At 72.7% G+C, this 13137-nt stretch carries 14 protein-coding genes; 9 read left to right on the forward strand and 5 right to left on the reverse strand.

Translation table 11 applies throughout. From position 1 onward, the window contains the following. Nucleotides 1-13: 13 nt before the first annotated feature. Nucleotides 14-2389, reverse strand: coding sequence for an FtsX-like permease family protein (locus ABZ833_RS19120; RefSeq protein WP_361048020.1), 2376 nt, complete (start codon nt 2387-2389; stop codon nt 14-16). Further along, nucleotides 2386-3078 carry an ABC transporter ATP-binding protein gene (locus ABZ833_RS19125; protein ID WP_361048022.1) on the reverse strand — a complete coding sequence of 231 codons (693 nt, stop codon included), beginning with the start codon at nt 3076-3078 and terminating at the stop codon, nt 2386-2388. Before ABZ833_RS19125 ends, ABZ833_RS19120 begins: the two co-directional genes overlap by 4 nt. Nucleotides 3079-3295: 217 nt before the next feature. On the opposite strand from ABZ833_RS19125, the gene ABZ833_RS19130 reads away from it, so the two are divergent. Together ABZ833_RS19130 and ABZ833_RS19135 are read left to right on the forward strand one after the other, a co-directional pair. Then, nucleotides 3296-4630 (forward strand): histidine kinase, encoded by a 1335-nt coding sequence (locus ABZ833_RS19130; RefSeq protein ID WP_361048024.1) that lies wholly within the window; start codon nt 3296-3298, stop codon nt 4628-4630. Continuing rightward, nucleotides 4627-5316 (forward strand): response regulator transcription factor, encoded by a 690-nt coding sequence (locus tag ABZ833_RS19135; protein ID WP_361048027.1) that lies wholly within the window; start codon nt 4627-4629, stop codon nt 5314-5316. Before ABZ833_RS19130 ends, ABZ833_RS19135 begins: the two co-directional genes overlap by 4 nt. Before the next feature lie 33 nt (nt 5317-5349). Here the strand turns inward: ABZ833_RS19135 and ABZ833_RS19140 are convergent, their stop codons facing one another. Further along, nucleotides 5350-5496 (reverse strand): hypothetical protein, encoded by a 147-nt coding sequence (locus tag ABZ833_RS19140; RefSeq protein WP_361048030.1) that lies wholly within the window; start codon nt 5494-5496, stop codon nt 5350-5352. 283 nt (nt 5497-5779) lie between these two features. Here ABZ833_RS19140 and ABZ833_RS19145 point away from each other — a divergent pair, with 283 nt between their 5' ends. The 4 genes from ABZ833_RS19145 to ABZ833_RS19160 all read left to right on the forward strand — a co-directional run bounded on the left by ABZ833_RS19145 (nt 5780) and on the right by ABZ833_RS19160 (nt 9253). After that, on the forward strand, nt 5780-7288 hold the full coding sequence (locus ABZ833_RS19145; protein WP_361048033.1) for an FUSC family protein: 1509 nt from the start codon (nt 5780-5782) through the stop codon (nt 7286-7288). Between the two features lie 191 nt (nt 7289-7479). Further along, nucleotides 7480-8235 carry a GAF domain-containing protein gene (locus ABZ833_RS19150; protein WP_361048036.1) on the forward strand — a complete coding sequence of 252 codons (756 nt, stop codon included), beginning with the start codon at nt 7480-7482 and terminating at the stop codon, nt 8233-8235. Then, on the forward strand, nt 8207-8599 hold the full coding sequence (locus ABZ833_RS19155; RefSeq protein ID WP_361048039.1) for a DUF2267 domain-containing protein: 393 nt from the start codon (nt 8207-8209) through the stop codon (nt 8597-8599). The genes ABZ833_RS19150 and ABZ833_RS19155 overlap by 29 nt, the downstream gene beginning before the upstream one ends. A gap of 93 nt (nt 8600-8692) precedes the next feature. Further along, complete coding sequence (locus tag ABZ833_RS19160; protein WP_361048042.1) at nt 8693-9253, forward strand: VanZ family protein; 561 nt, start codon at nt 8693-8695, stop codon at nt 9251-9253. Nucleotides 9254-9259: 6 nt separating this feature from the next. Here the strand turns inward: ABZ833_RS19160 and ABZ833_RS19165 are convergent, their stop codons facing one another. Then, complete coding sequence (locus tag ABZ833_RS19165; RefSeq protein ID WP_361048045.1) at nt 9260-9682, reverse strand: DUF6003 family protein; 423 nt, start codon at nt 9680-9682, stop codon at nt 9260-9262. Between the two features lie 106 nt (nt 9683-9788). Continuing rightward, nucleotides 9789-10634, reverse strand: coding sequence for an RNA polymerase sigma factor SigF (locus ABZ833_RS19170; protein ID WP_361048048.1), 846 nt, complete (start codon nt 10632-10634; stop codon nt 9789-9791). 213 nt (nt 10635-10847) lie between these two features. Between ABZ833_RS19170 and ABZ833_RS19175 the strand changes: the two genes are divergently transcribed. From ABZ833_RS19175 to ABZ833_RS19185, 3 genes are all read left to right on the forward strand, one after another. Then, the gene (locus ABZ833_RS19175; RefSeq protein ID WP_361048050.1) at nt 10848-11261 is read left to right on the forward strand and encodes an ATP-binding protein; all 414 of its coding nucleotides are present in this window, start codon (nt 10848-10850) and stop codon (nt 11259-11261) included. Nucleotides 11262-11350: 89 nt separating this feature from the next. Beyond that, nucleotides 11351-11584: an XRE family transcriptional regulator gene (locus ABZ833_RS19180; protein ID WP_361048053.1), complete on the forward strand. Its 234-nt coding sequence runs from the start codon at nt 11351-11353 to the stop codon at nt 11582-11584. 171 nt (nt 11585-11755) lie between these two features. Further along, nucleotides 11756-13069 carry a nitric oxide synthase oxygenase gene (locus ABZ833_RS19185; protein WP_361048055.1) on the forward strand — a complete coding sequence of 438 codons (1314 nt, stop codon included), beginning with the start codon at nt 11756-11758 and terminating at the stop codon, nt 13067-13069. Nucleotides 13070-13137 lie beyond the last annotated feature (68 nt).

Raw genomic sequence — 13137 nt, forward strand, 5'->3', positions numbered from 1 at the left:
GCGGGCGGGGCCCTCACTCCGTGCGCAGAGCCGTGGCCGTGCGGGCCCTGGCCGCCCAGCCCGCGGGGAGCAGCGCGCCCAGGAGCGCGATGACCACCCCGGCGAGCCCCAGCAGAACCAGGTGCGACGTCGCGTACACGTCGAGGACCGACGGCGGCAGAGCGGTGCCCGCGGCGCGCCCCATCACCGGCAGCACGAAGCCGTGCAGCGCGAACCCGGCGGGCACGCCCACCAGGCCGCCGACCACACCGATCCCCGCCACCGAGGCCAGTACGAGACTCACGGTCTGCCGCGGTGACATGCCGATCGCCTTGCAGACGCCGAGGTCGTGGACGCGCTCCCGGGTGTCGAGGACGACGGAGTTGAGCACGCCGAGGCCCGCCACGGAGACCAGCATCAAGGTGAGCAGCACCGCCATCGTGTTCAGGACGAGGATCGTGCCCTCCTGCTCCGACGGGGAATTGGCCACGGCGTCGCCGCCCAGCGGTTCGAGCGTCGCGGAGAGCTTCTCGGCGTACGCGGCAGGGGAGACGCCCGCCTTCACCTCGACGAGGAACGTCTGGGGCTCGACCGCGGGGAAGTCCGCGAGGCCCGCGTGGAGGTGCAGACCGTCGTCCGAGGTGTCGAAGGCCTCGCCGACGATCCGCAGGGTCCGGCTCTCCTTCCGGAGGGTCACCCGCACGGTGTCGCCGATCCCGGTCCCGGTCCTCTCCAGGAAACGCGTGGACACCACGAGCTGCCCCGCACCGCTGATCCAGTGGCCGGCGATCATCTCGTACCCGCCCGATCCCATGTCGCCCCGGTAGAGGCTGGCCCGGACCGGTCCCGAGATCCCGCCCACGGTGGCCTCGGTCTCCGTCAGGCCGTAGTACGAGGCGGTGCCCGCCTGCGCCTCGACGGCGGCGCGCACCTTCGCGGGGTCGGCGGCCGGGGGAGCCGATTCGGCCCCCGAGGAGCGGGGTTCGGCGGGGCCTTGGGGCGGCCCGCCCCCGCTGAACACGGTGACGGCGGCGCGCTCCTCGGGGTCCGACGCGGCACCGACCGCGTTGAGCGACGCCGTGAGACCCACCGCGAAGGTCGCCGCGACCGTGCCGAAGGCCACCGCGAGCAGCATCGCGAGCGTACGGACCGGGTGCGCGAAGGGGCTGGCGAGACCGTAGGTCACCGCCCGCGGCAGCGGCAGCCGCCCCGCCGCCCGGTGTGCCCACTGGCCGCGCCCCGTGCGCGGGGCCCGGCCCACCGCGATGGCCTCGACCGTGCGCAGCCGCCCGGCCCGCAGCGCGGGCACGAGCGCCGCGACGCCGACGACGAGCAGCGCCGCGGCGGGCACCACGACGTCCACCCACCAGGCCACCGACAGCGACGCCGTGCCGTACACCTCCTCGGTGCCGTCCAGGAGCGGGACGGCCAGCACGTTTCCGAGCACGACCCCCAGCGCGATGCCGACGCCCGCAGGGATCAGGGCCTGGGCCACATAGGCGCGCACGACCTCGCGCGGGGTGAAGCCGATGGCCTTGAGGATGCCGATCCTGCGCAGGCTCGTGCCGACCGCTCCACTGATCACACTGCCGACGATGATCACGGACATCGCGATGCCGAGCACACCGAACGCGATCAGGAACGGAATGGTCGGCGCCGCGCCCTGATCGGCGGCGCGCTTGGTGTCCAGATAGGACTGGGTGCCGAGCAGAGCGCCGGACGGCACCGCGGCGGCGATCTCCTTCCGGGCTTCGGTGATCTGTGCGTTCGTGCCCGCGGAGTCGAGGCGGTAGAGCATCTGGCTCGTGACGGGACTGTCCTTGGACGCCAGCGCCCTGACCTGTGCGGGCGTCGCCCAGGCGCCCGCGGTCTTGCTGACCGAGACCGCGAGGCCGACGACCTTGAGGGTCCTGCTGTCGGCGGTGTCCGACGTCTTCAGGGTGGAGCCGGGCTCGAAGGCGGGTCCGGCGAAGGACTCGTCAAGGACTATCTCGCCCGGTTTCGTCGCCCAGCGGCCGGACTTGAGGTCCAGGTCGTCCACGGCGCCCGTCGGTTCGGAGCGCCCCGCCAGTGTCGTGGCCGGCAGGTGACCGCCGTCCGGGGTCACCGGGCGGATCGTCGTGAGCGGGTAAGGGCCACCGCTCGCGGTGACGCCGTCGAGGCGCCCGGTGGCCCCGATCCGTGCCGTGCTCGTCTTCGCCGGATCGAACTGGGCGGTGAGGTGCGCGCCGTGCTGCTGTGCGAAGGCGTGGTCGAAGGGGGCGTTCGCGGCGACCATGAGGGACCCGGCGACCACGGCCGAGGCCACGGCCATCATCGTGGCCACGGCGATCACCAGGGTCTGTACCCGGCGCCGGCCCACCCCGGAGCGCACGACGCGGCCGAGCGCGCCGCTGCCGAAGCCGCTCACCGCAGCGCCTGCGCATGCGTGTCGAGGGCGAGATGGCCGTCGACCAGGTGAATCGTGCGGCTCGCGCAGGCCTGTGCGAGCGCCAGGTCGTGCGTGACGAGGACGATCGTCTGCCCGCCGCGGTGCAGATCCACGAGCAGCTCCCGGACGTCGTGGCCCGACGCGGTGTCGAGCGCACCGGTCGGCTCGTCGGCGAGGAGCAGCGCGGGGCGGTTGACCAGCGCCCGCGCGACCGCGACGCGCTGGCGTTCGCCGCCGGAGAGACGGCCCGGGTAGGCGCGGGCGTGCTTCTGGATGCCGAGGATCTCCATGAGCTCGACGGTGCGGGCCGCCGCCTTCTTCCGTGCCGTTCCCGTCAGTTGGGCGGGGAGCTGGATGTTGTCGGCGACGGTGAGGTCGTCGAGCAGGTTGAAGAACTGGAAGACCATGCCGACCTGTTCGCGGCGGAAGCGGGCCAGCGCGTGCTCGCTCAGCCGGTCGATGCGCCGCCCCGCCACCGTGACCGTGCCGTCCGTCGGCTTGTCCAGACCGGCGACGAGATTCAGGAGCGTGGACTTGCCGCTGCCGGAGGGGCCGGTCACCGCGAGTGCCTCGCCCGGGGCGACGCCGAGGTCGAGCGGGCCGAGCGCGGGCGCGCCCGAGCTGTCGTAGCGCTTGGCCACGGCCTTCAGTTCGATCACGTGAGTCATGGCGGGTGTCCGTCCTTACGGTCGATGGCTCATGCGGTTCCGGCCCAGCGAACGTAGGAGCGGGCGCCGTCAGGGCGCGTCGGCCGCGGCACCGACATGCGGTGCTCCCCGCGGATGACCCGGCCGCTGGGTCATCACAGCGACGTACTCCCGTGGTACGGGAGCCCGGCCGCGCAGGCTGATGCGGACCGGCGGGGGCGGGTCGCACAATGAGCCGGTGGAGACGGGAGAGCGGCGCGGACGGCGTCAGCAACTGCGGGACGCGTTCCGGCCGGAGGCGAGGCCCGCACCGCTGTCGCGCCGGGCGGTATGGATCGATGTGGCCCTCGCGGTCCTGCTGACCGTCGTCGCCCTGATCGTGGCGGCGCGGTACCCCGACAGCGGGCCGGTCACGATCGGGCAGGACGTCTCGTCCGGGCCCGTGGATCCGCCTCCGGAGCCCGGGGAGCCGCCTCCGATGCCCGAACCGCCGCCTCCGGGGCCCGGGATACCGGACCACGAGACCTACGCCGCGCCCTGGCCGCTCGTCGCCCTCTCGGCGCTGCCGCTGGCATACCGGCGCCGGTATCCGCTGGCCGCGTTCGCGGCGGTGCTGGGCCTCGCGCTGGTCGTCGGCGAGGACAGGACCTCCTGGATCAATGTGCTGACCTGCGTCATCGGTGCCTACAGCGCGGTCACGTACAGCCGCCACCGGATGTGGGCGCTGGTCGTGCTGCTCATCGCCGCCATCCTGGCGGGCATCGGCTTCCGGGACACGGAGCCCGTCCTGCCGGGCTGGTCGAGCCCGGCGGTCGTGCTCCTGGTGGCGGGGGTGCTGGCCGGCCTGGTCCGGCTCTGGCAGCGGCAGTTGACGGCGAGCAAGGACCGGTACGCACAGCTTCAGCGGGCGCAGGCGGAGGCCATGCGCCGAGCGGTGGACGAGGAGAGATCCCGCATTGCCGCCGAGCTGCACGACGTGGTGACCCACAATGTGAGCGTGATGGTGATCCAGGCGGGCGCGGCACGCAAGGTGATGGACGCGGCACCGGAACGGTCGAAGCAGGCGCTCCTGGCGGTCGAGGCCGGTGGCCGGGCCGCGATGGCCGAACTGCGGCACGTGATGGGCCTGTTGGCGGCCCCGGACACCGGCAGGCCCGACAGCCCCGCGGACGGGCTCGAACCACAGCCCGGCCTCGGTCAGCTCGACGCCCTGATCGAACGGGTCCGTGCCGCGGGGACGCCGGTCGGCGTCTCGGTGGGCCTGCCGCAGGACCCGCTGTCACCCGGCGTGGACCTCGCGGCGTACCGCGTCGTCCAGGAGGCGCTGACCAACACGATCAAGCACGCGCCCGGCGCCGAGGCGTCCGTCACCATCGGCTGCGCCGACGACCGCCTGGAGATCGAGGTCGTCGACACCGGCGGCGTGCGCGACGCCCCGCCGGCGGACGGCAACGGCCGCGGTCTCATCGGCCTGCGCGAGCGCCTGGCGGTCTACGGCGGCGAACTCACCGCAGGACCGACCCTCACGGGCGGCTACCGCATCAAGGCCCTCATACCCTGGCGCACCGCATGAGCCGGTCCCCGCTGCGCATCGTCATCGCCGACGACCAGGCCCTCGTGCGCACCGGTTTCGGGATGATCCTGGCCGCCGACGGCATCGAGGTGACGGCCGAGGCGGCCGACGGGGCCGATGCGGTCGCCGCCGTCCGGCGCACCCGGCCCGACGTCGTCCTCATGGACATCCGCATGCCGCAGATGGACGGCATCGAGGCCACCCGGCGGATCCTGGGCGGCGAGGGCCCGCACGCGACGCGGGTCATCATCCTCACCACGTACGACCTGGACCACTACGTCTACGCGGCGCTCACCGCGGGTGCCAGCGGCTTCCTGCTCAAGGACGTCACGCCCGAGCACCTGGTGGCCGCCGTACGCCTGGTGCAGTCCGGTGACGCCCTGCTCGCGCCGGCGATCACCCGCCGCCTCATCGAACGCTTCGCCCACCAGGAGGAGGGCGAAGCGGCGACCCTCCACCGCGACCTGTCCGGCCTGACGCCCCGCGAGCTGGAGGTGCTCCGGCTGCTCGCGACGGGCCTGAGCAACGCCGAGCTGGCCGACCGCCTGTTCCTGAGCCCGACCACGGTCAAGACGCACATCGGCCGCATCCTGTCCAAACTGGACCTCCGGGACCGCGTCCAGGCCGTCGTGCTCGCCTACGAGACGGGACTGATCTCACCGGGCGGCCGGGGCGAGGGCGCCTGACCTCGGCGCCGTCTCACACCGTTTCCCACGGGCTCAGCGGCGCCCTCGGAACTTGCCGAGCATCCGCTTGGCCTGGGCGCGCTTCTTGGGGTCGGCCGATGCCCGGCGGGCCTGGTGGACCGCGCGCTGTCCCTGGGGGCTTCGGACGAACTGCTTGATGCGGTTGAAGACTCCGGCCATGTCGACTCCTCAGTCGTGAGAACTGACAGCCTACGACGGGGTGTTCGTGCGGTACCCCGACGTGCTGCCACTGCGGCGAGCGACGGTGGCGGGAATGGTCCGTTGGTCCTCCTGTGGCTCGGCATGGCGGCGTGAGAGTGAACCAATGGCTCAGTGAAACTGGTGTCGGTTGAGCCAGTAGGGCCCTGGATGGTGTGATGTGTCTGTCGATGGCGCTGCGGATCCCCGCGGCGCCTTTTCCATGTGGGCAGGTCGAGCTGGACGCGAAAGGGGCGGGGAAGCCGTGCTGAAGAGGGTGTTCGTGGCGCCGGATCCGGGGCGGGTGCGGTTGCGGTTCGCCGCGCGGGCCGTCATCGGCATCGGTCTTGCGGTGACCGTGTGCGGTCTGGCCGGGCACTCGCTCGTCGCGGCGATCACCGGTGGGCTCGCGGCGCTGCTCGCCCTCTTCACCGTGGGCGACGCGACCGTGCGGGGCCAGGCCGTCACCACGGCTCTGCTGCCCGTCGTCGGGTTTCCCGTGCTCGCTCTCGCGGCGTTCCTGCACGACGTACCCGTCGCCCGGGACGTCGCCTTCCTCGCCGTGCTCGGCGCGGGCGTGTACGCGCGGCGGTGGGGGCCGCGCGGGCACTCGCTCGGGGTCTTCGCGTTCATGACCTTCTTCGCGACGCAGTTCCTGCACACGGTGCCGGAGCAGCTGCCCGAGCTGTTCGCCGCCATCCTGCTGTCGCTGTGCGCGTCGTCGACCGTCCGGTTCGGGCTCTGGTGCTACGAGCGCCGCCTGCCGCCCGTCCTCGCGCCCACCGTGCCGGGGGGCAGGGGGCTTGCCAGGACGACCACCCGGCAGGCGGTCCAGGCGACACTCGGCGGCGCCTTCGCGCTCGCCGCGGGACAGGTGCTCTCCCACGAGCGGTGGTACTGGGCCGTGGGCGCCACCTGGTGGGTGTTCGTGAACACCGCGTCGAGCGGGGAGACGCTGGTGCGGAGCTTCCGGCGGGTGCTCGGCACGGTCATCGGCATCGGCGCGGGCTTCGTCCTCGCGGTCCCGCTGCACGGTGCGCCGGTGCCCTCGGCGGTCATCGTCGCCGTCAGCGTCTTCGGGATCTTCTACACGGCCGCGGTCTCGTACACCTGGATGATGCTCGCGGTCACGGTCATGGCCGGGGTGCTCTACGGACTGCTCGGAGTGCTGAACCCGGGGCTGCTCGCGCTGCGGGTCGCGGAGACCGGCGTGGGGGCGCTCGGCGCCGTACTCGCCGTGCTCCTCGTCCTGCCCGTCACCACGCACGCCACGACGAACGCCTGGATCGAGCGTGCCCTGCGGTGCGTGCACACCTGCACGGCGGAGGCCGCGGCCCGGCTCGCCGGGTCCGAGAGCGCCGATCCCGCGCCGCGCGTCGCCGAGCTCGAGCAGCTGCTCGGGAAGGTGCGGTTCTCGCTCGCCCCGCTGGTGCACCCCTTCAGCCCGCTGCGGGCCCGCAAGGAGCGCGCCCGGCAGGTGCTCGCGCTGCTCGACGCCTGCGCCCGCGAGGTGCGCGGGCTCGCCTCGATCGCCGCGGACCCCGAGGCCTCGCACGACGACCGGCTCGCCGCCGCCTGCTGGCGCGTGGAGGCCGCCGTGGAGGCGCTCACCGCGCCGGAGGCCGCGGGCGGACCGGCCACCGACGCCGTCGCCCTGCCGCATCCCTCCACCGTCGAGCCCGTGCTTGCCCATCTGCACGGCCTGGAGAAGGCACTCGTCGAACTGGCCGTGCCGCTGCGCAGTCCGACGCGTACGCCTCTGATCGGGGCCTGAGCAGGCACCGTTCCCTCGGTCGCCCGATGCCGGACCGGTCACATCGATCGATGACTCCGGCCGATGACACATGGTTGGCCCGTCGCGTGGTAGACGAACTTCCGCTCCTCCGGGCGCCGGGCCCAGCCGTGCGCCTCAGTCCGGAGGGTGCTGCCGGACCGTGAGGCGCGCGACTGAGAGGGATGCTGACCATGCCGGAGGAATCACCGTCGATCGTGCACGACGTGTCGGTAGCGGCGGCTGTCGGGCGACGCGCGCTGCCCAACCGGCTCTGCACCGCCTTCACGGAGTCCCTGGGCGCGCAGCGGGCGGCCCTGTCCTGGCTGCCCCGGCTTGAGCACTGGCAGCTGCTGCACGCCACCGACGAACCCGCACTTCAGGCCGAGGCCGCGCAGTTCACCCGCGCCGACGGCCCCTCGGTCAGCGCCGCACTGGGCATGCAGCCCGTGTTCGTGCCGGACCTGCGCGACTATCCGTGCCGCACCGGACCGCCCCTGACCGAGGAACTGCCCGACACCCGGCGCGTGCTGGCCCTGCCGCTGCACTCCCGCCACACACCGGTCGGCGTGCTGTGCCTTTACTACACCGAGCACACCGACGTGACCTCCACCCACATCACCTACGCGCAGCGCGCCGCCGGTCTCGCCCTCGAGGCACTGATGCGCTGGCGGCCCGTGCACGCGGGTGCGGGCAGCCGCCGCCCGGTGTGGACCACCAGCACGCGCGCGGCGCGCTGGGAGCGCATCCACCAGGCGGCCGACTACGTCGCCGCCCGCGAAGACTGCGCCGTCGCCGAGGCGTTGGCATGGCTCCAGGGGGTGAGCGCACGCGACGGCCTCTCGCTGCTCGACGTGGCCGACACCGTCCTGCAGCCCTCCCGTGCCCACCACGGCGACGAGTCCGAAGGAAGGAGCGGCCATGAACGCGTCCGTGGAAGTGCTGCTTGACCGCGTCCAGGACCGCGGAGGCTATGCGGAACGGCAGGAGGCGGCAGGGGCGGTGCAGAGCGTTCTGGAGGTCCTGGGCGCGCACCTGGTGGGGGACGACCGCATGGATCTCGCCCGGCTGCTGCCCCGGCCGTGCGGCCCGCTGCTCACCGACGGCTCACCGGCCAGCGAACCCCTGACGCCCGCGGCCTTCATCGCGGCGGTGGGCGCCCACGTAGACGTCGACGCGGGGCAGGCCCGCCGTGCCGTCACCGCGGTGCTCGCCACGGTCGCGGAGGTCGCCGACGACGCGCTGCTGCGCCGCATCCTCACGCAGCTTCCGCCGGGGCACGCCGGTCTGTTCGGCCGTACGGACCCCACGTGACCCCCGCGCACCCAGTGCCGCCCCACCGAGTGCGCCCCCGCCCGACGGGCAGCCGAAAGCGCAGACAAGACACCCCCTGAATGGAGGCTCGTGATGGCACGGACAGTTCCGCAGGGCAAGACCGTGAAGGAAACGGGGAGCCGAAGCGCTCCCGGTGCGCCGCCGCTCTCCCGATGGGCGCGTGGCGTGGCCATGCTGCTGGCCTTCGCGGGGACGCTGGTCTTCGCCGTGCTCCTTGCCCGGCTGACACTGGAGCCGTCGGCCGCCTCCGAGCCCTTGACGCACAGCAATCTGCGCCCCGGCGACTCGATCCGTGACTATCTCGCACAGCCCGCGTTCCGCGACACCGTCAAGCAGCTCGGCGGCAACATCGTCCTGGGCCTGCCGTTCGGCATGCTGCTGCCGGTGCTCGTGCCCCGGGCCCGGGGTCTCCTGCGCGTCATCGCCGTCACGGCGCTGGTGATGCTCCTTGTCGAGCTGGCCCAGGGCTTCCTCGTGACCGGGCGGGCCTTCGACATCGACGACGTCCTGCTCAACACGTCGGGTGCCGTGCTGGGTTACCTGCTCCTCGGCCGCAGGCTCGGCCGGGCCGTGCATCCCCGCCGCCGGCATTGGTGGCACCGCTTCACCAAGCGGCCCACCGCCGCCGGCTAGGGGAGGTCAGACGGTCAGACGGCCGATGACCTGCGGGTCGAGGCCGGTCAGTTGGGCGATGCGCGGCCCCGGGACACCCGCGGCCAGCGCCCTGTGCACCAGCGCCTCCCAGTCCTGGGTCGTCTCGCGGAACCGCAGCAGTTCACCCTCCATGTCCGTGACGGACTGGGGCGCGCACCCCTGCTGGACCCGCAGCGCCTCCTCCTCGCTCAACGGAATGGGCAGGCGCTCGGCGTCCTCGGGGATGAACGCCTCCGCGTCGGCGGGCAGGATCCTGACCAGTTCGGACGAGGCCGACACGTCGTGAGCCTGCAGCCAGCCGTGGACGGCGGGGGTCTCCGCGCACTGAAGGGCGCCGACGGCAGCCAGCGCGGTCCCCAGCCGGGGGTGCCGGTCAGGAAGGAGGAAGAGGTAAGCGTCGTCGGCCATCGCGGGAATTCGCCTTCTCGGTCGGACATCAGCGGCGCAGTGATGCTAACGCCCCGTGAGCGGTCCAAACCCCGCCTTTCCTCCGCCGTCCCCCGACCGGGGAGCGTCAGCGCGTGGTGAGCATCCCGGCGCGCAGGCGGGCCAGGGTCCGGGACAGGAGGCGCGAGACGTGCATCTGGGAGACGCCGAGGCGTTCGCCGATCTGCGACTGGGTGAGTTCGTCGACGAACCGCAGGCGCAGGATCTGCCGGTCGCGGTCCTCGAGTTGGGCGAGCAGCGGTGCCAGGGCGTGGAAGTCCTCCACGAGTTCCATGGCGGGGTCCTCCGCGCCGATGAAGTCGGCGAGGGCCGCCTCGCTGTCGTCGCGTTCGCCGTGGAGCGTGGCGTCGAGGGAGGTGGAGTTGTAGCCGTTGGAGGCCGTGCGGGCCTCGATGACCTCGTCCTCGGTGAGATCCATCAGCTCGGCCAGTTCACCGACCTTGGGGGCGCGGCCGAGGCGGGAGCTGAGCTCGTCGGTGGCCTTGGCCAGTTCGACGCGGGCCTCCTGGAGGCGGCGCGGAACGTGCACGGCCCACGAGGTGTCGCGGAAGAACCGCTTGATCTCACCGACGATGTACGGCACGGCGAACGTGGCGAACTGGACCTCGCGGGAGAGCTCGAAGCGGTCGATGGCCTTGATCAGACCGATCGTCCCGACCTGGACGATGTCCTCCATGTCGTTGCTGCGGTGGCGGAACCGCCCGGCGGCGTACCGGACCAGCGACATGTTCATCTCGACGAGGGTGTTGCGGGCGTACTGGTACTCGGGTGTGCCCTCTTCGAGCACGGAGAGCCTGGTGAAGAACAGCTTCGACAGATCGCGGGCGTCCTTGGGCTCGACCCCCTGCGGGGAGACGATCTCCGGAAGTTCCGCGATGCCCGTGTCCGTGGATGTCCCGGTGGCCGTAGTCATGGTTGCCCTCCCCTGTCCGTACCGGCCCTCCGTCGTCCCCCGACCGGCCGGTGAAGCGCACGTACCCAGACGCCGGTGCTTCATGCACCCTGCCGTGCAACAAGATCCGTTATGTGTTCGAGCGTTATAGGTTCCGCATTGCCGGGCAAGTGTGCATCTCTGACAGCGGCCACCCCATATTCGGACAGAGGCCACCCCGTACGAGGAGGGCTCATGAAGACGCACGGGATGCGACTGGACACAGGACCGTCGGACCGGGCGGTTTTCGACAAGCGGCCGGAAGCCGTCGCCCACGCGCGGGACTTCGCCCGCACCTTCGTGGACAGGCTCCACCCCCCGGTGGGCAGCCAGGACGCCGCGAGCATCGAACTCGCGGTGTCCGAACTCGTCACCAACTCCGTACGCCACGCACTCGGTACGTCGTGCTCCCTGCGCCTGCAGGCGCAGCCGGACGGCGTGGCGGTGGTGGTCGGCGACGCCGATCCGCGGCCGCCGCAGGAGCGGGCGCCCGACCTGGCCGGCGGCACCGGCGGGTTCGGCTGGCCCATGGTCCAGCACATGGCCAAGGCGGTCACCGTGACCAGCGGGCCGCACGGCAAGACCATCCGGGCCGTCCTGCCCCGGTGACGGCGGCTCCGACGGCCGCCCGCCGTGCGGTGGACGCCGCGCGGTGAGGTGCGGGGCATGAGAGCACGCGGCCGGGGCAGGAGAGCTCAATGGACGACCTGTCTCAGCTACTCCAACAGACCATGCGCCGCCGTCATCTGACGCCGCAGGCGATCGCGGACAAGACCGGGATCCGTACCCCGCGCATCCGGGCCTTCGCCGAGGACGGCGCCGAAGGGCCCGTCCGCCCGACCGACGAGGAACTGGCCGAGCTGGCCGGCGCCCTCGCACTGCCCGCCATCAAGGACGCCGCGCGGCCCACGGCCGCGGCGACCTCTCCTTGACCCCCCGACCTGCTGTTCGCGGTCGCGGTGGACAATTCGCCCGCGTCTGAGGCATGTTCACCGGGCACGCACAGGGTGGATCACCCCGCGGGAGGGGTAACTGCGCGGCTAACAGACGTGCGGACCGCGCGGGAGCGGTCCGTGCCCCCGAGCCGCCCCAGGGGGTGCACCATGCGGAACTACCTGCGCAGGGCCGGACACGAAGCCCCTGCGGACCGCGGTACGCGGGGTGCCGACATCCCCGCCGACCTCCATCAGCGTGCCGCCGACATGGTCTGCCCGGAGCGTGCCGCGGGCCACGAGGAGCCCGCCGCCCCGTCGGCGCCGCGCCCCGCGGACGGCGCGCCGGCCGGGCCCGCCCTGCGCCGGGCCGCGGCAGATTTCGTCCGCCTCCACCACGGCGAGGCCCACCGCGGTGACCCCGCGCCAAGGATCGCCCAGGTGTTCGCCGAGATCGCGGAGACGGGGACGTACCGTCACACCCACGACGAGCTCGTCTTCGGCGCCCGGCTCGCCTGGCGCAACGCCGCCCGCTGCATCGGACGCCTCTACTGGCGCTCGCTGCGCGTCCTGGACCGCAGGGAGCTGACCGCGGCCGAGGACGTGGCGGCCGCGTCGGCGGATCATCTGCGGGCGGCCGTCAGCGACGGACGGCGGATCAGGCCCCTCATCACCGTCTTCGCGCCCGACGCACCAGGCCGTCCGGGGCCCCGCATCTGGAACGAGCAGCTCATCCGGTACGCGGGGTACGCGCACCCCGGCGGAGGTGTCGTCGGCGACCCGCGCAACGCCGGGATCACCGCGTTCGCGCGGAGCCTCGGCTGGCCGGGCGGTCCCGGCACCCCCTTCGACGTACTGCCCCTGGTGATCCAGGGCTCGGGGGACAGGCCCCGCTGGTTCCGGCTGCCGCCCGACGCCGTGCTCGAGGTCCCGATCGAGCACCCCGATCACGTCTGGTGGGCGGGGCTCGGCCTGCGCTGGCACGCCGTGCCCGCGCTGGCCTGCATGTGCCTGGAGATCGGCGGCGTCTGCTACCCGGCGGCGCCCTTCAACGGCTGGTACATGGGCACCGAGATCGGCGCCCGCAACCTCGCCGACAGCGACCGCTACGACCTGCTGCCGCGCGTCGCCGAACGGCTCGGGCTCGACACGGCGAGCGACCGTTCGCTCTGGAAGGACCGCGCCCTCGTCGAGCTCAATCGTGCGGTGCTCCACTCCTTCGACCGGGCCGGTGTCACCATGTCCGACCACCACACCGAGTCCCGGCGCTTCTTGACCCACCTCGGCCGCGAGGAGAGCAAGGGCCGCGCCGTCGGCGCCGACTGGTCCTGGATCGTGCCGCCCCTTTCCGGCAGCACCACCCCCGTCTTCCACCGCACGTACGACACCGTGGAGCGGCATCCGGCCTACGTCCACCACCCCGGGGCCCTCGCCAGGACGCGGGGTGAGTACGGCGAATCCCTGGTCCAGGACGCCCCGGTCTAGAGCGCCTTGGTCTAGACCGCCTGCTAGCGTCTGCCGCACGAGTGCCCCCTGGAGGCGGCGCTCGGTCG

Source organism: Streptomyces sp. NPDC047525 (genome assembly GCF_040643025.1).
In the GTDB taxonomy this organism is placed as follows: domain Bacteria; phylum Actinomycetota; class Actinomycetes; order Streptomycetales; family Streptomycetaceae; genus Streptomyces; species Streptomyces durmitorensis.

What these genes read in the sequence shown, in the direction of transcription:
- ABZ833_RS19160 (WP_361048042.1), top strand. Translation starts at nt 8,693, where the DNA reads ATGGCACGGACAGTTCCGCAGGGCAAGACCGTGAAGGAAACGGGGAGC.
- ABZ833_RS19135 (WP_361048027.1), top strand. Translation starts at nt 4,627, where the DNA reads ATGAGCCGGTCCCCGCTGCGCATCGTCATCGCCGACGACCAGGCCCTC.
- ABZ833_RS19150 (WP_361048036.1), top strand. Translation starts at nt 7,480, where the DNA reads ATGCCGGAGGAATCACCGTCGATCGTGCACGACGTGTCGGTAGCGGCG.
- ABZ833_RS19155 (WP_361048039.1), top strand. Translation starts at nt 8,207, where the DNA reads ATGAACGCGTCCGTGGAAGTGCTGCTTGACCGCGTCCAGGACCGCGGA.
- ABZ833_RS19165 (WP_361048045.1), bottom strand. Translation starts at nt 9,682, where the DNA reads ATGGCCGACGACGCTTACCTCTTCCTCCTTCCTGACCGGCACCCCCGG.
- ABZ833_RS19125 (WP_361048022.1), bottom strand. Translation starts at nt 3,078, where the DNA reads ATGACTCACGTGATCGAACTGAAGGCCGTGGCCAAGCGCTACGACAGC.
- ABZ833_RS19140 (WP_361048030.1), bottom strand. Translation starts at nt 5,496, where the DNA reads ATGGCCGGAGTCTTCAACCGCATCAAGCAGTTCGTCCGAAGCCCCCAG.
- ABZ833_RS19175 (WP_361048050.1), top strand. Translation starts at nt 10,848, where the DNA reads ATGAAGACGCACGGGATGCGACTGGACACAGGACCGTCGGACCGGGCG.
- ABZ833_RS19185 (WP_361048055.1), top strand. Translation starts at nt 11,756, where the DNA reads ATGCGGAACTACCTGCGCAGGGCCGGACACGAAGCCCCTGCGGACCGC.
- ABZ833_RS19180 (WP_361048053.1), top strand. Translation starts at nt 11,351, where the DNA reads ATGGACGACCTGTCTCAGCTACTCCAACAGACCATGCGCCGCCGTCAT.
- ABZ833_RS19170 (WP_361048048.1), bottom strand. Translation starts at nt 10,634, where the DNA reads ATGACTACGGCCACCGGGACATCCACGGACACGGGCATCGCGGAACTT.